This window comes from Microbacterium longlingense (assembly GCF_058349825.2).
The window spans coordinates 46,292-64,922 of sequence record NZ_JBYRJA020000008.1 but is presented as its reverse complement, the minus strand read 5'-3'; the positions used below and the strand labels follow the sequence as shown (position 1 = coordinate 64,922).

The 18,631-nt window shown below is 70.2% G+C and carries 16 protein-coding genes; 5 read left to right on the top strand and 11 right to left on the bottom strand.

The features are described from left to right. Positions 1-10: 10 nt before the first annotated feature. A complete protein-coding gene (locus AC3RXY_RS12285) occupies positions 11-1,804 on the top strand; it encodes an ABC-F family ATP-binding cassette domain-containing protein (protein WP_491511215.1) in 1,794 nt (597 codons plus the stop codon). 29 nt (positions 1,805-1,833) lie between these two features. On the opposite strand, the gene AC3RXY_RS12280 is transcribed toward AC3RXY_RS12285, so the two are convergent. From AC3RXY_RS12280 to AC3RXY_RS12255, 6 genes are all read right to left on the bottom strand, one after another. Beyond that, the gene (locus AC3RXY_RS12280; RefSeq protein ID WP_491511214.1) at positions 1,834-2,211 is read right to left on the bottom strand and encodes an NIPSNAP family protein; all 378 of its coding nucleotides are present in this window, start codon (positions 2,209-2,211) and stop codon (positions 1,834-1,836) included. 77 nt (positions 2,212-2,288) lie between these two features. Continuing rightward, the gene (locus AC3RXY_RS12275; RefSeq protein WP_491511213.1) at positions 2,289-2,723 is read right to left on the bottom strand and encodes a cupin domain-containing protein; all 435 of its coding nucleotides are present in this window, start codon (positions 2,721-2,723) and stop codon (positions 2,289-2,291) included. 98 nt (positions 2,724-2,821) lie between these two features. After that, positions 2,822-3,640, bottom strand: coding sequence for a fumarylacetoacetate hydrolase family protein (locus tag AC3RXY_RS12270; RefSeq protein WP_491511212.1), 819 nt, complete (start codon positions 3,638-3,640; stop codon positions 2,822-2,824). 105 nt (positions 3,641-3,745) lie between these two features. Next, positions 3,746-4,516 (bottom strand): IclR family transcriptional regulator, encoded by a 771-nt coding sequence (locus tag AC3RXY_RS12265; protein ID WP_491511211.1) that lies wholly within the window; start codon positions 4,514-4,516, stop codon positions 3,746-3,748. A 124-nt stretch (positions 4,517-4,640) separates the two neighbouring features. Beyond that, positions 4,641-5,996, bottom strand: a complete 1,356-nt coding sequence (locus tag AC3RXY_RS12260; protein WP_491511210.1) for an MFS transporter — start codon at positions 5,994-5,996, stop codon at positions 4,641-4,643. Between the two features lie 215 nt (positions 5,997-6,211). Next, entirely contained in the window at positions 6,212-7,534 is a 1,323-nt protein-coding gene (locus tag AC3RXY_RS12255; protein ID WP_491511209.1) for a CynX/NimT family MFS transporter, read from the bottom strand. A 147-nt stretch (positions 7,535-7,681) separates the two neighbouring features. On the opposite strand from AC3RXY_RS12255, the gene AC3RXY_RS12250 reads away from it, so the two are divergent. Then, entirely contained in the window at positions 7,682-8,437 is a 756-nt protein-coding gene (locus tag AC3RXY_RS12250; RefSeq protein ID WP_491511208.1) for an AraC family transcriptional regulator, read from the top strand. Here AC3RXY_RS12250 and AC3RXY_RS12245 read toward each other — a convergent pair. Beyond that, entirely contained in the window at positions 8,379-9,107 is a 729-nt protein-coding gene (locus tag AC3RXY_RS12245) for a TetR/AcrR family transcriptional regulator (RefSeq protein WP_491511207.1), read from the bottom strand. The two genes, AC3RXY_RS12250 and AC3RXY_RS12245, sit on opposite strands and share 59 nt — an antisense overlap. A 115-nt stretch (positions 9,108-9,222) precedes the next feature. On the opposite strand from AC3RXY_RS12245, the gene AC3RXY_RS12240 reads away from it, so the two are divergent. Further along, complete coding sequence (locus tag AC3RXY_RS12240) at positions 9,223-10,650, top strand: carboxylesterase/lipase family protein (RefSeq protein WP_491511206.1); 1,428 nt, start codon at positions 9,223-9,225, stop codon at positions 10,648-10,650. Between the two features lie 27 nt (positions 10,651-10,677). On the opposite strand, the gene AC3RXY_RS12235 is transcribed toward AC3RXY_RS12240, so the two are convergent. Then, complete coding sequence (locus AC3RXY_RS12235) at positions 10,678-12,420, bottom strand: amino acid ABC transporter ATP-binding/permease protein (RefSeq protein WP_491511205.1); 1,743 nt, start codon at positions 12,418-12,420, stop codon at positions 10,678-10,680. Continuing rightward, positions 12,417-14,081, bottom strand: coding sequence for an ATP-binding cassette domain-containing protein (locus AC3RXY_RS12230; RefSeq protein ID WP_491511204.1), 1,665 nt, complete (start codon positions 14,079-14,081; stop codon positions 12,417-12,419). The genes AC3RXY_RS12235 and AC3RXY_RS12230 overlap by 4 nt, the downstream gene beginning before the upstream one ends. A gap of 269 nt (positions 14,082-14,350) precedes the next feature. Here AC3RXY_RS12230 and ykgO point away from each other — a divergent pair, with 269 nt between their 5' ends. Further along, positions 14,351-14,473 carry a type B 50S ribosomal protein L36 gene (gene ykgO, locus AC3RXY_RS12225; protein ID WP_023951906.1) on the top strand — a complete coding sequence of 41 codons (123 nt, stop codon included), beginning with the start codon at positions 14,351-14,353 and terminating at the stop codon, positions 14,471-14,473. On the opposite strand, the gene AC3RXY_RS12220 is transcribed toward ykgO, so the two are convergent. Next, positions 14,454-15,017 (bottom strand): MarR family winged helix-turn-helix transcriptional regulator, encoded by a 564-nt coding sequence (locus tag AC3RXY_RS12220; RefSeq protein ID WP_491511203.1) that lies wholly within the window; start codon positions 15,015-15,017, stop codon positions 14,454-14,456. The genes ykgO and AC3RXY_RS12220 overlap by 20 nt on opposite strands. Then, entirely contained in the window at positions 15,010-16,773 is a 1,764-nt protein-coding gene (locus tag AC3RXY_RS12215) for an MFS transporter (protein WP_491511202.1), read from the bottom strand. Before AC3RXY_RS12215 ends, AC3RXY_RS12220 begins: the two co-directional genes overlap by 8 nt. 176 nt (positions 16,774-16,949) lie before the next feature. Here AC3RXY_RS12215 and AC3RXY_RS12210 point away from each other — a divergent pair, with 176 nt between their 5' ends. Then, positions 16,950-18,617 carry a formate--tetrahydrofolate ligase gene (locus tag AC3RXY_RS12210; RefSeq protein WP_491511201.1) on the top strand — a complete coding sequence of 556 codons (1,668 nt, stop codon included), beginning with the start codon at positions 16,950-16,952 and terminating at the stop codon, positions 18,615-18,617. The last annotated feature ends 14 nt before the right edge of the window (positions 18,618-18,631 follow it).

Sequence of the window (18,631 nt, the reverse complement as noted above, 5' to 3'; positions counted from 1 at the left end):
TGGTGAGGACATGGCGCATCTTCTCGGGGCCGAGGGCCTCCATCTGGAATACCCGACCAAAGTCGTTTTCGACTCCGTCTCCCTCGGGGTGAACGAGGGCGACCGCATCGGCATCGTCGGTCGCAACGGCGACGGCAAATCGAGCCTCATGGCGATGCTCGCCGGTGTCATGGAGCCCGATGCCGGCCGGGTCACGGTCCGCGGCGGCGTGCGCATCGGCGTGCTCGATCAGGCCGATGTGCTCGACGACGACGACACCGTGGGGCACGTGGTGGTGGGCGAGACGCCGGAGCACGAGTGGGCGGGCGATGCCAGGGTCCGCGACGTGATCTCCGGTCTGCTGAGCGAGTTCGCGTGGGACGCGCGGATCGGCAGCCTCTCCGGCGGTCAGCGCCGTCGTGTCGCCCTGGCGAGGCTTCTCGCATCGGACGTCGACGTGCTCGCCCTGGACGAGCCGACCAACCACCTCGATGTCGAGGCTGTCACATGGCTCGCCGACCACCTGAAGCGCCGCTGGTCACGGAACGACGGCGGTCTGCTCCTCGTGACCCACGACCGTTGGCTGCTCGACGAGGTCTGCACAGCCACCTGGGAGGTGCACGACCGTATCGTCGAACCCTTCGAGGGGGGTTACGCGGCCTACATCCTGCAGCGTGTCGAGCGGGACCGGATGGCCGCTGCCACCGAGGCGAAACGGCAGAACCTCGCCCGCAAGGAGCTGGCCTGGCTCCGCCGCGGTGCGCCAGCCCGGACATCGAAGCCGAAGTTCCGCATCGATGCGGCGAACCAGCTGATCGAGGACGTTCCGCCGGTGCGCGACACCGTCTCGCTGCAGTCGATGGCGGTGGCCAGGCTCGGCAAGGACGTCGTCGATCTGCTCGACGCGGGGGTCTCCTATGGTGCGCGGGAGGTGCTCCGTGACATCGAGTGGCGCATCGCGCCGGGGGAGCGCACCGGAATCCTGGGCGTGAACGGCGCGGGAAAGTCGACCCTGCTCGGACTGATCGCCGGAACGGTGCTGCCCACGGCCGGACGCGTCAAGCGCGGCAAGACGGTGAAGGTGCGCACCCTCACGCAGCGCCTCGATGAGCTGGAGAAGGTCTGGGACGAGCCGGTGCGCGTGGTCGTCGGGCGCCTGCGTACCTCCTATACCGTCGGCACCGGGTCGAAGGCGCAGGACCTCACCCCCGGGCAGCTGCTGGAGCGGCTCGGATTCTCGTCTGCGCAGCTCTCGACGCCCGTCAAAGACCTCTCCGGCGGCCAGCAGCGTCGCCTGCAACTGCTCTTGGTGCTGCTGGACCAGCCGAACGTGCTGATCCTCGACGAGCCGACCAACGACATGGACACCGACATGCTCGCGGCGATGGAGGATCTCCTCGATACCTGGCCGGGAACGCTGATCGTGGTGTCGCACGACCGGTACTTCCTGGAGCGCGTCACCGACCAGCAGTACGCGGTGCTCGGCGGGCGGCTGCGGCATCTTCCTGGCGGTGTCGATGAGTACCTGCGGTTGCGTGCAGCAGAAGACACGTCGTCGGACTCCGGATCGCGCCGGCCCGATCAGAAGCCCGTCCTGACGCTGTCGGGCGCGGAGCAGCGCGCAGCGGAGAAGGAGATGGCGTCATTGGAGCGCCGTGTCGAGCGCCTGCAGCAGCAAGCAGCCCAGGCGCGGGCGAAGCTCGCCGATCTCGATCAGTCGGACTATCAGCTCCTCGGGTCCGAGATGGCGAAGATCACGGCGATGGAGGATGAGGCCGCCGAGCTGGAGGAACGCTGGCTGGAGGTCTCCGCCCTCCTGGAGTGACGTCGCCGCGGGCCGGGCGACGACGCTGATCAGCGGGACTGGCCGGGGCTGCTGTCGATGCCGTCCGCGTGCATGACCCGCAGGCCCTGCTCCAGCGGAGGGGAGAAGCGGGTGGGCACCATGATGGTGTTCTCCATCGTCATGATCATCGGGCGGATCACCGCCAGGCAGTGCTGCCACTGGTCGTCCTCGGCGAGGGTGTTCCGACGACGTTGGCGCTCGTCGAGCGACGGGTATGCCCAGAAGTGGCGGATCTCGTTGAGCCGCCCGATCTCCACGCGGAAGAACCCGAGGAAGCCCCGCAGGATACGGACCTGGGCGGGCAGCCCGACCGCCTCATAGGTCTCGAGGTACTCGTCCAGGCTGGCCCAGGTGTGGAGGACGTAGGTTCGCTGTTCGACGATCACGCCGGTGCTCCGTTCTTGTCGGCGGGGGTCGGCGCGCACGGGGCGGCGCTGGGCTTCCGCCCGTGCGCGCCAGGGGTTCAGTCGCGGTAGTCGATCTCGACGTCGGCGACGTCCTGGTCGGCCAGGTTGACGACGATGTTGTCCGGGGTGCGTGTCGTGAGCCAGATCAGCTCCTCCGAGCGGCTGGCGTTGCCCTCGATGTGCGGCACGAACGGGGGGACGAAGACGAAGTCGCCCTCCTCCAGGTAGATGACCTCCTCGTAGCGTTCACCGAGGCGGATGAAACCGCGCCCCTGCAGGACGTATCCGCCGGTGTTCGCCTCGCCGTGATGGTGCGGGTCTGAGACCTCGCCCACCGCGGTGTGCACGCGTCCGAACCAGAGGTTCTCCACCTCGGTGTTCTCCGCGGAGACGCCGGAGTAGCGCAGCGCTTTCGCCGTCTGCCCGACGGCCAGGGGCAGCTCGTCGCGTCGCTGGACGGTCAGTTTCTTCAGGGGTGCGGTGTCGGTCATGAGAGTTCCTTTCCGGTGGGCGATGGCATCGGCGTCGCAGCAACGCGTGCCCTCCCTCGTGATTCAACCGGATGAAGGAATTTCGATCATCAATTTCCTTATGAAGGAAATGAGAGGGTCGCCGTGAGCGTCCCGATGCCATCGATCGTGGACACGACCACATCGGCGTCGCGGAGAAAACGCGGCGGGGACATGCCGAGTCCGACGCCGCCCGGGGTGCCGGTCAGCACGATGTCGCCCGGGGAGAGGCGGGTGAACCGCGAGATGTACGACACCAGATCAGCGCTGGTGAACAGAAGCTGGTCGGTGGTGCTGTCCTGCACGGTCTCACCATTGATCGTGGTGGTGATCCGGTGGGGTTCCCGGGGGTCGAACGCATCACGGGTCACCACGACGGGACCGATCGGCGTCGACGCGTCGAAGGCCTTGCCCTGGAACCACTGCAGCGTGCGCGACTGCCAGTCCCGCATCGAGACGTCGTTGGCGATGGTGTAGCCGAAGATGGCCCGCTCGGCCTCCGCGGGGTCGGCATCGTCGATCGGCGCCCCGACCACAGCCACCAGCTCGGTCTCCCAATCGACCCGGGAGGAGTGTCGGACCGCGATGCGCGCATGCGGGTCGGTCAGCGTATCGGCGTACTTCGCGAACAGGGTCGGGTGGGCGGGGGTCTCTCGGCCCGTCTCGCGGATGTGATCGCGATAGTTCAGACCGCAGCACACGATCTTGGCGGGTGCGTGCAGCGGCCGTCGGAGGCGGGGGGATGCCACACGGCGATCGGCGGCGAGGGCGGCCTCGATCCGCTCCGGGTGCTGGATCAGGTCGAGGACATCCTCGCCGTCGGCGATCACCCATGCGCCGTCCGGGCGCTGCACCACCGCATGACGCCGCCCGCCGGTCTCGCTGACTCCCAAACGCATCGTGCTCCGATCCTGTCCTGCGACGCCGGCGGCGCCATCCGGCAGCAACGCTATCGAGGGGCGGAATCCGCGACGCGGGAATTCTCTTATGCGGAAGAATGGGCCTCAGAAGGCGAGTCGCGACTCGATCGCGGCCCGCGCGGAACGCAGGCTCGCCAGATACTCCTGCTCGTGCGCGGAGAGGGTTCCGTCGCCGGTGAGGGTGACGCGAGAGGACGGCGCGGAGACGGCGATGCTGCACGTGACCGTTCCATCCGGACGGCGCAGCGGGACCGCGATGGTGTACATGTCCTCCTCCGACTCGCCGATGTTGCGCGCATAGCCGTCTGCCCGGGCCCGGTCGATCTGCTCGTACAGCGCCGCGCGGGAGGTGAGCGTGTGGGATGTGATCGGTTCGAGGGCCACCTCGTCGTAGAGCTCGTGGAACTGGGCCGGCGGAAGGGCCGCGAGCAGGACCTTGCCCGCTGCGGTGGCGTGCGCTTTCGGGTGCTGGCCGGTGCGACGGGTCACGCGAACGAGCCGTGTCGACTCGGCGGCGGTGAGGAAGATCGAGTCCGTCCCGCGGATCGACGAGAGATGCACGGTCTCGCCGATCGTGTCGCGCAGCGCGCTCATGATCGGGCCAGCGACCGCGATGCAGTGCTCGATGGCCGAGGGGCTGGCGGTGTAGAGCATCGCCGGTCCCAGCTCGTAGCGCTTGCCGTGGTCCTCCTGGCGCACGAACCGCTCCTGGCGCAGCGTCGACACCAGTCGGTGGGCGGTGGAGACGCCGATTCCCAGTTCGTCGGCGATGTCGGACAGCCGCAGAGGGCCCTTGCGGCGCAGGAGGGTGAGGATGGTGAGCGCGTTCTGCACCGATGACAGCGTGGAACTCATCTGCCCCTCCTGTCGGGTAACGAGGGCGGCTCCGCCCCGATGTGCTGGCCCGATCTCCGGCCGCGTTCCGCCGCCATGATCGGGCCGCACCATCTGACCTCATGGTATCGAGGAGCGCTCCGGGTCATCGCCGGCGCAGGGGCGCTGGGTCGGTGAAGTTGGCCAGGTCGACGGAACTGTTCTCACGCGTGGTCGCGAGGCAGAACACCGCCAGCACGAGTGCGCCGAGCGTGAGCCAGGCCACCAGCTCCGTGTGTCCGGACTGGACGAGAGCTGCGGCGACGAGCGGGGCAGGGGCGGCGAACACCAGGTTCGCGAAGGTCAGTGCGAGCGCAGATCCGGAGTAGCGCATCGCGGTGGGGAACTGCTCGGCGAAGAAGGCCGGCTGGGCGCCGAACGCGAACTGCACCGAGCTCAGCGCCAGGGCGACCACCAGCAGCGCCGGAACGAACTGACCGGTGTCCGCGACGGGGAAGAACAGCGCCACCCCGACGATGCACCCGATCGCGCCGCTGATGAGGACCTTCTTCCGGCCGATCCGGTCGCTGACAGCGCCGCCGGCGAGGCCGGCCAGGACGGACACGCCGTTGGCGATCATCAGGATGGCGAACGTCTCGGTCGACGACATGCCGGCGCTGCCATTGAGGTAGCTCAGACCGAACACGGCGATCAGGTAGAACGTCAACGTCACGCCGGCCCACCCGAAGGTGAGCTGCAGCACCCGCACCGGGTGGTGCTTCAGGACGGCGAGCCCGCTGGCTGCCTCGGAGCCCGTCTCCTGCTGCTCCGCGACGAAAGCCGGGGTCTCCTCCAGGCGGAGTCGGATGTACAGGCCGGTGGCGACCAGGACGATCCCGAGGAAGAACGGGATCCGCCACCCCCACGATGCCCACGCCTCGGGGGAGAGGTTCGAGCTGAGCAGAAGCAGGGTGAGGTTCGCGAGCACCTGCGACAGGGGTGAGCCCACCGTGGTCAGCGCCCCCATCAGCCCGCGACGGTCTGGTGCGGCGTGCTCCATCGTCACCAGCCCAGCGCCGGTCGCCTCGCCGCCGAGGGAGAAGCCCTGCGCGAATCGGAGGGCGACCAGGATGACCGCGACGACCATGCCCTGGCCGGTCGGCAGGAGCCCGATCGCGACCGACGCGATCCCCATCAGGATCAGGGTGGTCAGCAGGATCGGGCGGCGTCCGATCCGGTCGCCGAGATATCCGAAGACGATCGCGCCGAGGGGGCGCGCGACGAAGCCCACCCCGAAGGTGGCGAACGAGGCGATCAGGGCGCCGGCCTCTCCGAGGTCGGCGAAGAACAGTGTGGGGAAGAGCGTCGCGGACAGGGCTCCGTAGACGGCGAAGTCGAACCACTCCAGCGCGGAGCCCAGTGTTCCGCTCAGCGCCGCACGGCGCTGCATCCCCGGCGACGATGCGTGTGCGGTCTCCGTGGTGTCGTCCGGGGCGCTCGGGGGCGCGAGTCGATCCGTCATTGATGGCTCCCTTGTCATCGATCTGTGGCCATGAACCGACGGGTCCGCGGCGGCAACGACACAAGGATGTCGGATGAAGGAACCGCTGCCTCTCTTTTTCCTTTATGCGGGAGGAGATATGCGGGGGGCGTTACCCAGCTGGGCGGGCGCCGTGGAGGCGGCGTCCCGGGCTGGGGCGTCGGCGCTCAGCGGCACCGCCGACGCGGGGCCGCCGGTCACGGGGCGGCATGCCGTCCGCGCGCGCGGATGTGCACCGGGCGGCTCGCGGCGATCCCCGCCGCGAGCTGAGCGACCAGGAGGAGACCGAGCACGATCAGCGGCAGTGTCCAGTTTCCGGTGACCCCGTGGATCGCGCCGATGCCGATCGGGCCCAGGCCCGCCAGCAGATAGCCGAACCCCTGCGACATCGTGGAGAGGTGACCGGTGAAGTGCGTGCTGGGTGAGCGCTGGACGATGTAGGTCAGCGAGAGGCTGATCGAGGCGCCCTGCCCCAGCCCGAGCAGTGTCATCCACACGAGCGCCCCGCCCGCGGCGAAGACGCCGAGGCCGATGTAGGCGGCTCCGGTGAGCGCGACGGCGATGGCCACGGGGAGCCAGGTGGGCTTCATGCGGGCCGCAATGGCGGGCGTGACCAGCGACGCGAGGATGCCGGGGAAGGCGGAGTATGCGAGCAGCCACCCGGCGTTGCTGGCGGGCATGCCGGCGTCCTGCAGGATCGTGGGCACCCACGTCAGCGTGGTGTAGTAGCTGACGCTCTGCAGGCCCATCAGCGTGGTCACGGCGATCGCCACTGGGTCGGTCAGGATCGCGCGGAACGGCGGCTCGCCGTGTTCGGTGGGTGCATCGGCGACCGAATGGCCGGTCTTCATGCGCCCCGGGGCGCGGCGCAGCTGCGGGATCCACACCACCAGCGCCAGCAGCGCCGGGATCGCCCAGATCGCGAGAGCCGCACGCCAGGACCCGCCCAGCAGCGGCAGGAGCGGAGCGGTCAGGCCGGAGGCGAGGGCTGCCCCGGCGAACAGGGCGGTGGAGTACAGGCCCATCATGAGGCCGGCGCGATGCGCGAAGTCCTGCTTGATCGCGGCGGGCATGAGCACGTTTCCGACCGCGATCGCCGCGCCGACGAGCACCGTGCCCGCGAACAGGGCCAGCATGCTCGGATGCAGGCGCAGCAGGATCCCGCCGGCGAGGACGAACATGGTGATGCCGAGAAGGCGGTGCATCCCGATGCGGCGGGTCAGGCTGGGCGTCAGGAACGCGAAGGCGCCGAAGGCGAAGACCGGGATCGTGGTGAGCAGGCTCGCCGCGGTCGCGGACAGGCCGAGCGATGCGCGGATCTCTCCCAGCACGGGCCCGATCGATGCGACGCCGATGCGCAGGTTGGCCCCGATCAGGATGAGCCCGATCCCGAGCAGCAGCATCGCCCATCGTCCGTGCGGTGCCTCGACGGGCTCGCGGACCTCGGATGGCGCCGGCGGCTCTCCTCCGGGAACGGGGAACGTCTCCCAGGGGGCGGCGTCCGTCGCGTGCGGTGTCATGGGGCTCCTTGCGGGTGGGGGTGTCACGCCCGCGCGGAACGGGCCGGAACGCAACCCCGGGGTGGGGCGGCTCCGGCAGGGCGCGACGGGTACTCTTCCATGTTCGGTGGGCGAGGCTGTGGCGAGCAATCGATAAACTGACGAGCAATGCTGAAATTACGCCACGAGCTGCTGGTTCCGGAGCAGGCCCACCTCCTCGACCATGAGGAGCGCACGCCTGCCCATCAGCACGACGACGGGCATCTGGTCTACCCCGCGAGCGGTGTGCTCTCGATGGTCACCGACGCCGGATCCTGGATCGCGCCGCCCAACAGGGCCGTCTGGATCCCGGGTGGCTATGTGCATCGGCATCGGGCCCACGGCGCCACCGACATGCGGATCGTGTTCATGGCGCCGCCGTTCGCGGAGCTTCTTCCTCCCCGGCCCGCCGTTCTGGTCGTGACGCCTCTGGCGCGGGAGGCGGCCCTCGCGCTCACCGGGCCTGAGCCCCGGCCGGAGGGGATGCGTGACCGGCTCCGGATGGTTCTCATCGACGACCTCACCGCTGCACCGGAGCAGCCTCTTCACCTCCCCGAAGCGCACGATGAGCGATTGCGCGCGGCGACGCGTCTGGTTGAGCACGATCTGGCAGAGCCGGCGACCCTCCGTCACATCGGGCGGCTGGTGGGTGCGAGCGAGCGGACGCTGAGCCGCCTGTTCCAGCAGGAGACCGGGATGAGTTTCCGCCAGTGGCGCACGCAGCTGCGGGTCCATCGGGCCATGACGATGCTCAGCGACGGCACATCGGTGATCGACACCGCCGTCGCCTGCGGGTGGGCGAATCCGAGCGACTTCATCGAGGCGTTCACGGCGCTGGTGGGTGAGACCCCCGGCCGCTATCGTCGCGCTCTTCTGGGCGCGTGATCGCGCGCCCAGGTGCCGCCGGAGATCCGTGCAGCGGCGCGTCGACGGTGTCGAGCAGGCGCAGCGCGAAGTCCGTATAGCGTGCGGCGAGATGCTCGGCGTCGTGCTCTGCGGGCGAGTACCACGCGCCGATGCTCTTGACCATGTCGGAGATCGCGCGCATCGCCAGCTCCGGGTCCGTGGTGCGGAAGCGTCCTGCCGCGATTCCGGCGCGGACGGTGGTGATCGCGAGGTCCAGCAGCCCGTTCCGGGTGGTGGCTGCGGCAGCGGCGGCGGCTGCGGACAGCGATCGCTGCTCGGTGTTGACGAGCACGGCCAGCAGGGGGTGCGCGGCATGGGCGTGCACGTCCGCGGACACCATCGCGGCGAACTGGGCGACTGGGTCGGCGGGGTCGGCGTGCGCGGCAGCCGCCCGGATGCGTCGCTCCAATTCGGAGTGTCCGATCGTCACGAGCTCCCGGAGGATCTCCTCTTTCGATGCGAAGTGCGCGTAGAGCGTGGCGGAGTTCACGCCGGTGTCTGCGGCGATCTCGCGGATGGATGTTCCGGCGAATCCGTCGCGCGCGAAGCGGCGCAGGGCCGCACGCAGAATACGACCCGCGGTGCCCGGGGGTGTGGCGCCGTCGGGCATCGAGTCACGGCCGGTCGCGGCGGGAGACGTCGTCGTCACAGTTCCAACCAATCGATTGATTGGTTTTATCGTACACTCGTCCCAGACGACGTCGTCGACCAGCGGTCCTGTGCCGCTGCGCCGCGGATCGTCGCCCGATGAAGCGGAGGCCGGAATGCACGCCACAGCCACGATCGGCGCCGGACGCCTGGAGGGTACCCGGGAGAACGGGGTCGCTCGGTTCCTCGGGGTTCCCTACGCTCTGCCCCCGTTCGGACCCCACCGATACGCTCTCGCCCAACCCGTCCCGGCGTGGCAGGGCGTGCGCACGGCGACGGCGTTCGGGCCGACGGCGCCGCAATCGCCCTATGCCGGCGCGCTCGGAGCGCTGCTCGAGACCGTCCGGATCGACGGCGATGACATCCTGACCGTGAACGTGTGGGCTCCGGAGGACGCCCAGGACAGCCCGGTGCTGGTGTGGTTCCACGGCGGGGCTTTCGAGCGCGGGACGAGCGCTCTGCCGATCTACGACGGGACGCCGTTCGCGCGCGCCGGGATCGTCTTCGTCTCGGTGAACTACCGCCTCGGTGCCGAGGGGTTCGCGGTGCTCGACGACGCGCCCCGCAATCTCGGCCTCTCCGACGCCGCCGCTGCGCTGCAGTGGGTGCACCGCGAGATCGCCGCGTTCGGAGGCGATCCGGACCGCATCACGATCTTCGGCCAGTCCGCCGGGGGCTCCCTGGTGGCCGGACTCCTCGCCCGCCCCGACACCCGCGACCTCATCGCCGGAGCGATCATCCAGTCCGGCCCGCTCGACGTCGAGGGCCCGGAGCGGGCAGGGCGGTCGACCAGGGCGCTCGCGAAGGCGCTGAAGATCCCCGCCACGCGCGCCGCCTTCGCGGAGGTGCCGCCGGAGCGCCTCATCGCGGAGCGCGGCCGCATCGCGGCCGGCAGCAGTCCGCTGCGCGGAGCTCCCGGATATGCGCTGACCATCGATGCCGACTCTCTTCCTGTCTCCCCGCGGATCGCGCTGCGCGAGACCACCGTGCCGATCGTGATCGGCACGACCACCGATGAGTACCGGCTGTGGTTCGCGCCGGAGGCGCTGGCGAAGATCGGCCGGAGCGCCCTCCTGCTCGTCTCTCTCGCGCTCCGTCTGCCGCGCTCGCTGTGGCGGGCCTACGGCGAGGCGTTCCCCGGTGCCTCGCCGGGAGAGAAGCTCGGGCAGGCGGTGACCGACCGGATGCTGCGCGAGCCCGCGATCGATCTGGCGCGCCACCGGAGTGCGCCGACATATGTCTACGAGTTCGCGTGGCCCAGCCCGGTGCGCGACCTCCGCGCCGCACATGCCCTGGAGCTCGGGTTCGTCTTCGACGCGCTCGACACCCCCGCCGCGCAGCTGCTGGCGGGGCGCTCGGCACCGCAGGATCTCGCGCGCCGGATGCACGCCGACTGGGTCTCCTTCGCCACGGCCGGCGCTCCCGGCTGGCCCGCGTTCGCTCGGCCGTCCGAGCTCGTGATGCGCTACGACGCGCCGTCAGGCCCCGCAGAGCTGCCGCGGCCGGAGCCTCTCGACGTGCTGGCGGCGTCGCGGCGACGGTAGTGTCGCCTGGTCGGCGGATGCCGGCACTCAGACCCGGGCTTCCAGGCGCGTGAACGGACCGGGCGACGTGCGCAGCGCGCCGGCCCGGCCGGCGGCGACGACGTGCGCTCCGTCGAGGACGACCACCGACGCATCATCGGGGATGAGGTCGGCGCGGTGGGTGATCTCGATCACGGTCAGGTCGGGGCGGAGGGAGCGCAGTCTCTCGTGGACGAGGGCCGCGGTGTCGCCGTCGAGTTGACTGAGCGCTTCGTCGAGCACGAGCACATCCGGGTCGGCCACCAGCGCCCTGGCCAACGCCAAGCGCTGCAGCTGACCGCCGGAGACCGAGACCCCGCGCTCTCGGACCGGGGTCTCCAGCCCGCGGGGAAGACCGGCGATCCACGCATCGAGTGCGGCGGCGGCCGCCGCTGCGCGCAGCCGATGGTCGTCGGCGTCCGGGGCCGCGAGACGGAGGTTGTCGGCGATGGTTCCGCTGAGCAGTGTTGGCCGCTGTGAGACCACGCCGACCCGTCGGCGCAGGACGTCGAGGGGTAGCGCGCGCAGATCGGTGCCGCCGAGGCGGACGGCTCCGGCGTCGGGGTCGCGATCGCGCAGGATCAGGCCGGCGAGAGTGGACTTCCCGCTGCCGGATACGCCGACGACACAGCTCCACTCGCCGGCCGCGAATCGTGCGGTGAGGTTCTCGACAGCCGGTGCCGTCGCACCGGGATAGCGGAGCGAGACCCCTTCGATCTCGACGTCTGTGCCGCTCGGTCCGGGGGAGGCGGAGCCGGTGTCCGGCACGGCCGGTGCGGCATCGACGATCCTGCGGATGCGCTCCGCAGCGGCGAAAGCCGCGTCGAGGCCGGTGGCGAAGTCGTCGACCCCGCGGGCGGGTGTCCAGAGGCCGACGGCGACCGCGAGCGCTGTCGCCGTCGCGGCCAGCGGGGCGCCGGTCGATGACGCCACGGCGATGATCGCGAGAAGGGCGCCGCCCTGCGTGAGCACCGTCGCGGCCGACCGGACGGCCTGGATGCGGCTGGCCGTCGCGCGGTCGGCGGCCAGGGCACGATCGTCCGCGGCGAGGCCGGTGAGCCGGATGCCGGTGGCGTCGAGGGCGAGGATCTCCCTGGTCCCCTGGATATCGTCGCCCAGCCGCGCCGCGAGAGCACCGCGTGACACCGCGACCCGGCGAGCGGCCCGCCACGTCAGGGAGCCCGCGGCGAGGGGGACGAGGAGCGCGACGAGCACGAACGGCGCCAGCACGCCGGACAGCAGGGGGTCGACGGTCGCGGCGAGCCAGCAGAGCGCGATCACGGGGACGGCGACGGCCGAGACGGCCGGCGGGAGGGTGTGGGCGAAGAACACCTCGATCCGGTCGATGTCGCGGGTGGCGCGCTGGGTCAGCTCCGCCCCGGCGCGCCCCTGGGTCGCGGCCGGTGCCTGCGGGATGAGCCTGTCGAACAGGAGCTCGCGCAGCCGCTGCAAAGCGGCGAAGGCGACCCCGTGCCCGGCATAGTGCTCCAGGTAGCGCAGCAGGGCCTTGACGAGCGCGATCCCGACGAGCCAGGCGATCAACGCCGCCACATCGACCGGGGTTCCGTCGGCCGCCGCCGCGACGGCCCGCACGGCGAGTACGAGCAGGGCGACGCCCAGCAGCTGGCTGACGATGCGCGCGGCGACGGATGCGGCCAGCGGCGGCAGAAGCCGGCGGGTGTGACCGACCAGCCACCGTGTCAGACCGATTCGCTCCGTCGGCCCGGCGCCCTCGGCGCCGAGGACGCTCATGCCCGTGCCCCCGTGGGGGCGAGGGAGATGACCCGGTCGGCGGCGAGGATCGCGCTGGGGCGGTGCGCGATCATCAGCACCGTGCGCCCGGCGGCGAGGCGATCCAGCGCCGCCAGGATGGCTGCTTCACCGGCGAGGTCGACCTGGGAGGTCGGCTCATCCAGGATGAGGATCGGGGCATCGCGCAGAGCGGCCCGCGCGATCGCCAGGCGTTGCGCCTGCCCGCCGGAGAGCAGCATGCCGTGCTCGCCGACCGGGGTGTCCAGGCGCTCGGGCATCGCCGCAACCTCGGCGGCCAGCCCGGCGAGGTCGAGCGCTGCCCAGAGTTGTTCGTCGGTCGAGGCGGGATTTGCCAGCCGGAGGTTCTCGGCGATCGTGCCGACGAAGAGGTAGGGGCGCTGCTCGACCACCGCGGCGCGCGCGCGGACCGCCGCAGGGTCGGCCGCTCGGGTGTCGATGCCGTCGATGATCACCCGGCCGGCGGCCGGCACGAGATGAGCCTGGAGGAGGGCGCTGACGGTGGACTTGCCGACGCCGCTCGGTCCCACCAGGGCGACGCGTTCGCCCTGGTGGACGCGCAGCGAGAGTCCGTCGAGCACCGGATCGCCGCCGGGCCAGGCGGCGGTGACGTCATCGAGCACGATCCCGCCGCTCGGTGCGGGAGCCGAACCCGCGGGTGACGGCGAGGTCGTCGCTGGCCGTGCGGCGAGATGGTCGGCCAGCTGACCTTGTGCCGCGCGACCGGCGATGCCGATGTAGAAGAACTGGCCGATCACGTCGACCGGTCCGATCACGAGGACGGTCATCAGCACGATCGCCACTCCGGCGCCGGGGGTGATGGCGCCCGCGGCGACGCGGCTCACGCCGATCGCGGTGGCCGCGACGACGATGCTCAGCGAGAACGCGGCGTCGACGACGAGGATCAGCAGCTGATTGCCGGCCAGCATGCGCATCAGGCCGCGCCGGTGCTCTTCACCACGGCGGGCGAGGTCTGCGGCGACCCGGTGGGCGGCGCGGGCGTGCACGAGGGTCTCCATCGCCTGGATGGCCTCGAGGAACCCGGCGGTGAGTCGCGCCTGGGAGCGGCGGTAGGCGGCGCCGATCGGCCGGACGAGTCGTCGGAATCCGCCGACCAGTACCGGGACGAGCAGGATCAGCAGCGCGAGCCATCCGGCGGTGACCGGATCGGCGGTGAGCGCCATGATCGCCAGAACCACGAGAGGCGTCGTCAGGGCGCCGACGATCGGACCGAGGAACCCGGCCCGATAGTGGGCGGTCCGTTCGACAGCGTCCGTGGCAAGGGAGAGCAGGGATCCGGATCGTCCGGCGGTGCTCACCGTGCCGAGGTCGAAGATCCGCGAGACCACGGCGTGGCGCAGCCGCTGTTCGGTCGCCGACTGCGCCGCCTGCGAGAACCAGGGTCCGGCGCCCGCGCAGGCGGCGGCGACCACCGTGAGGAGCGCGGGGGCGAGCCAGGCCGCGGGCGGGGGAGCGCCGTGATCGATCGTCGTGCCCAGCCAGGCGAACAGCAGGGCCGTCGCGATGGCGCCCGTCCAGGCGATCGCGGCAGAGATCCACAGTACGCGGCGGGGGGTCGCGTTCTGCACCGCTTCCGGGATCGGGCGGCGCGCACGGTCCGCGCCGGGGTGGTGTCCCGTCATCCCCTCGCTCCTCGTTCCGTCGGCCGATGGCGCCTCGATAGCGGGGAGTCGTTCCCCGGCCAGGGGCCATGTGACGGGGAGAGTCCCGATCGCGTCGGCATGAGCGTCCGCTCCCAGTCTAGGCAAGCGCGGGACCCCGCGGTCGCGACTATAGTAAGAATGATAACCATTCTCATTAGGACGGTGGTCGGTCCGTGTCGGCGTCGTCGAGCGCGATGCCGTGGCGCCATCCCCGTCGCGACATCCTCCGCCGTCCAGAAGGAGCCGTCATGAAGGTCCGTGCATCGATCAAGTCCCTCAAGAACCAGCCGGGTGCCCAGGTGGTGCGCCGCCGGGGGAGGGTCTACGTCATCAACAAGCTCAACCCGCGCTTCAAGGGGCGTCAGGGCTGAGCGCCGGCACCCCGTTCGCGCCCGCTGGGGGCTCCGCGGGGCACCCGCCGGCCGCGGGGCATTCCGGCTCGGTCGAGCGGTTGAAGCGGTGCAGCCCGGCGCGCAAGGTCTGCAGGTCGTCGAGGTCCCAGCTCGCGAAACGGTCCTGGTAGTCCTGGGCCCAGCGGGTGCGGATCGCCGCGAGCTGCTCCTCGGCTTTGGGTGTTACCGTGAGCAGCACAGCGCGACCGTCGTCCGCCGATGCCTCTGCGGTGATGAGGTCCCGTTCACGCAGGCGGGCGATATGACGGCTCACCGAGGGGCGATCCATGTCCAGGATCGTGCTGAGCTCGCTCGGCGTGATCGGCCCGCGCCGTTTCACGGTGTGCAGCAGGAAGAGATTCGCGCTGCGCAGCCCGGGCTCCGCCTCCTCCGCATAGCGCTGCCAGCGGTTGCGGGCGAAGGCGAAGACCTCGGAGAGCTCGCTGACGATGTCGCCGATGGTGCGTTCCGTCTCCGCATCGATGACGGAGTCGGCGGCGCCGTCGCCGGAGCTGTCAGGCATCGCCGGATCCCGCGCTGCGGCGGCGCCGCTCGACATCGGCCGCGCTGGGCATCGGGATCGATCCCGTGGTCGCCTCCATCACCGAGATCACGTTCTCCTCGTCCTTCTCGAACTGCTCCGACACGCGTGTGGCCGCCATGTCCGCCATCCGCTCCGCATTGGTCTTGCTGCTCAGCGGGATGTTCGGGAGGAAGGCGATCGCGATGATCGCGATCACCGCCATCGGTGAGACGGCGAGGAACACATCCCCGATGCCGTGCCCGTAGGCCGACTCGACGAGGACGCGCAGTGCGTCGGGCAACTCGGCGATCTTCGGGATGGCGCCGGTCTTCAGCGCCTCGAGCGACTGTACCACCGCGGGGTCGGCGAAGGCAGCGGGGTCGTTCTGCTGCAGATCGGCGATGCCCTCCTTCATGTAGTCGGCGATGTTGTGCGACAGCAGCGTCCCCATCACGGACATCCCCGCGCTGCCCGCCAGAGTGCGGAAGAAGTTCACGCCGGAGCTGGCGACGCCGATCTCGTCCGGGGCTGCGGTGTTCTGCACCACCAGAACGAGGTTCTGCATCGTCATGCCCAGGCCGCAGCCCAGGATGAACATCGCGACGCCGACGTACCAGTAGGACGTGTCATAGCGCAGCACGCCGAGCATCAGGATGCCGACCAGGAGCAGAACGGAGCCGACGACCATGAACCTCTTCCATCGGCCGGTGCGGGTGATGATCTGACCGACGACCGTCGAGGCGCCGAGCACGCCGACCATCATCGGCAGGGTCAGCAGGCTCGATTCGATCACGGAGCGGCCGCGGGCGAGCTGCATGTACTGACCCAGGTAGACCGCCGTGGCGAACAGGGCGATGCCCACCACGATCGACGCGATGACGGAGAGGGTGAAGGTGCGGTTCGCGAAGAGCGTGAGGGGGATGAGGGGCTCTTCGACCTTGAGCTCGACGAAGACGGCGATCACCAGCATCAGCGCGCCGCCGCCGGCCATCGCCGCGGTCTGCCAGGAGGCCCACTCGAAACTCGCCGATCCGCTCGCGACGGCGGTGGCGCTTCCGGCGAGGGTCACCCACACCAGGAGGAGCGAGAAGCCGGTCGAGATGAGCACGGCCCCGATGTAGTCGATGCGGATGCGCTGCTTGACCGTGTGCAGGTGCAGCGTGGACTGCAGCATGATGATCGCGGCGATCGCGAGCGGCACGCCGACGGCGAAGTTCCAGCGCCACCCGACCGTATCGGTCAGGGTGCCGCCGAGCAGCGGGCCGCCGACCGTGGCCACCGCCATGATCGCGCCCATGATGCCCATGTACTTGCCGCGCTCGCGCGGGCTCACGATCTCGGCGAGCACGATCTGGCCGAGGGCGCCGAGACCGCCGACGCCCAGGCCCTGGAAGATGCGGCAGACGATGAGCCACTGCGGGTCGTTGGCGAATCCGGCGAAGATCGAGCCGACGGCGAACACGATCAGCGCGATCTGGATCAGCGCCTTCTTGCTGGTGAGGTCGGCGAGCTTGCCCCAGATCGGGGTCGAGATCGCGGACGCGAGAGACGTGGCCATGACGACCCAGGTGAAGTCGGCCTGAGTGCCGCCGATGTCGCCCATGATGATCGGCATCGAGGTGCCGACGACGTTCATCGAGACCATCGATACGAACATGCTCAGGAACAGCCCGGCGAGGGCCCAGTTCTTTGCGCTGCCGACGAGGACGTCTGGCTCGGTGGAGGTCGTTGATTCAGCGGGGGCAGAGCTGCTCATCGAGATGGGGGTCCTTCCATCGCACTGGTTGCGAAAGTGCAACTATATGAAGATAGTTCGCATTTCGCAACTAATCGCGCGGTGCTCTCCGGACGATCCCTCCCGGCCGGACCGCGCTGCGCCCGTCCGGGCCGCGACCCGCGCACTTAAGGTCTGCTCTCCCTAGGATTGAAGGCATGCCCCAGCCCTCGGACATCGAGATCTCCGCCGCTGCATCTCTCCGACCGATCATCGAGATCGCTCATGCCCTCGGGGTCGCCCCAGACAGCGTCATCCCCTATGGCCACCACATCGCCAAGATCGACCCCGCCGGCATCCCCGTCGGGCGTCCGGCGGGGAAGATCGTCCTCGTCACCGGCATGACACCGACCCCGGCCGGGGAGGGCAAATCCCTCACGACGGTCGGTCTCACCGACGGTCTCAACCGCCGGGGCGTGAGCGCGGCGGCCTCGTTGCGGGAGCCATCCCTGGGGCCGGTCTTCGGCGCGAAGGGCGGGGCGACAGGTGGCGGATACGCGCAGGTCGTGCCGATGGAAGACATCAACCTGCACTTCACCGGAGACTTCCACGCGATCACAGCGGCGAACAACCTCCTCTCCGCGATGCTGGACAATCACATTCACCACGGCAACGACCTCGGCATCGACCCCCGCCGTGTCGACTTCCGCCGGGTGCTCGACGTCAACGACCGCGCACTGCGCAACGTCGTGACCGGACTCGGCGGGCCCGCGCAGGGAATGCCCCGCGAAGACGGTTTCACCATCACCGTGGCGAGCGAGGTCATGGCCATCCTGTGCCTGGCGACCGACCTCGACGACCTCCAGGAACGCCTCGGCCGCATCGTGGTCGCGCGCACCTTCGATCGCGAGCCGGTGACGGCGGCAGACCTGGGCGCGGTTGGCGCGATGGCGATCCTGCTCAAGAACGCGATCAAGCCCAACCTCGTCCAGACGCTCGAGGGCAATCCGGCCTTCGTGCACGGCGGGCCCTTCGCCAACATCGCCCACGGGTGCAGCTCGATCCTCGCCACCGACACGGCGCGGCACCTGGTCGACGTGGTCGTCACCGAGGCGGGTTTCGGCGCCGACCTGGGAGCCGAGAAGTTCCTCGACATCACCGCCCCCCAGGCCGACGCCTACCCCGACGCCGTCGTGATCGTCGCCACGGTCCGCGCTCTCAAGATGCACGGCGGCGTCGCGCGGGATGCGCTCGCCGCGGAAGACGTCGCCGCGCTCACGGCGGGCCTCGCCAACCTCGACCGTCACATCGCCAACCTGCGCTCGGTGGGCGCCGAGCCGATCGTCGCGATCAACCGGTTCGGCACAGACACGGAGGCCGAGCTCAGCGCGCTCCAGGCCTGGTGCGCCGAGCAGGGACTGCGTTCCGCTGTCGTCACGGCGTGGTCCGACGGCGGGGCGGGCGCCGAGGCGCTCGCCGATGAGGTGATCGCGGCGCTCGCAGAGGAGCGCACCGTGCGCTCCTTCTACGACCCGGAGCTCTCCCTCGAGGAGAAGATCTCCACCCTCGTCACGCAGGTGTACGGCGGCGACGGGGTCGAGTTCACCGCGGCCGCGCAGCGCGCACTGCGCGAGTACACCGAGCGTGGCTGGGGCTCGCTGCCGGTCTGCATGGCCAAGACGCAGTACTCGTTCTCTGACGACGCGCATCGCCTCGGAGCTCCGTGGGGCTTCCACGTCACTGTGCGCGACGTGCAGGTGCGCGCGGGAGCCGGGTTCGTCGTGGTGCTCACGGGCGAGATCATGACCATGCCCGGCCTGCCCCGGAGCCCGGCGGCGACGCGGATGGCGATCGACGGTCACGGTGTGATCGCCGGGCTGAGCTGAATCCGCCCGGCGCG

Coding starts and splice junctions, on each gene's coding strand:
- AC3RXY_RS12285 (WP_491511215.1), top strand. CDS start 11: ATGGCGCATCTTCTCGGGGCCGAGGGCCTCCATCTGGAATACCCGACC.
- AC3RXY_RS12275 (WP_491511213.1), bottom strand. CDS start 2,723: ATGACCGACACCGCACCCCTGAAGAAACTGACCGTCCAGCGACGCGAC.
- AC3RXY_RS12270 (WP_491511212.1), bottom strand. CDS start 3,640: ATGCGTTTGGGAGTCAGCGAGACCGGCGGGCGGCGTCATGCGGTGGTG.
- AC3RXY_RS12265 (WP_491511211.1), bottom strand. CDS start 4,516: ATGAGTTCCACGCTGTCATCGGTGCAGAACGCGCTCACCATCCTCACC.
- AC3RXY_RS12260 (WP_491511210.1), bottom strand. CDS start 5,996: ATGACGGATCGACTCGCGCCCCCGAGCGCCCCGGACGACACCACGGAG.
- AC3RXY_RS12255 (WP_491511209.1), bottom strand. CDS start 7,534: ATGACACCGCACGCGACGGACGCCGCCCCCTGGGAGACGTTCCCCGTT.
- AC3RXY_RS12250 (WP_491511208.1), top strand. CDS start 7,682: ATGCTGAAATTACGCCACGAGCTGCTGGTTCCGGAGCAGGCCCACCTC.
- AC3RXY_RS12240 (WP_491511206.1), top strand. CDS start 9,223: ATGCACGCCACAGCCACGATCGGCGCCGGACGCCTGGAGGGTACCCGG.
- AC3RXY_RS12235 (WP_491511205.1), bottom strand. CDS start 12,420: ATGAGCGTCCTCGGCGCCGAGGGCGCCGGGCCGACGGAGCGAATCGGT.
- AC3RXY_RS12230 (WP_491511204.1), bottom strand. CDS start 14,081: ATGACGGGACACCACCCCGGCGCGGACCGTGCGCGCCGCCCGATCCCG.
- ykgO (WP_023951906.1), top strand. CDS start 14,351: ATGAAGGTCCGTGCATCGATCAAGTCCCTCAAGAACCAGCCGGGTGCC.
- AC3RXY_RS12220 (WP_491511203.1), bottom strand. CDS start 15,017: ATGCCTGACAGCTCCGGCGACGGCGCCGCCGACTCCGTCATCGATGCG.
- AC3RXY_RS12215 (WP_491511202.1), bottom strand. CDS start 16,773: ATGAGCAGCTCTGCCCCCGCTGAATCAACGACCTCCACCGAGCCAGAC.
- AC3RXY_RS12210 (WP_491511201.1), top strand. CDS start 16,950: ATGCCCCAGCCCTCGGACATCGAGATCTCCGCCGCTGCATCTCTCCGA.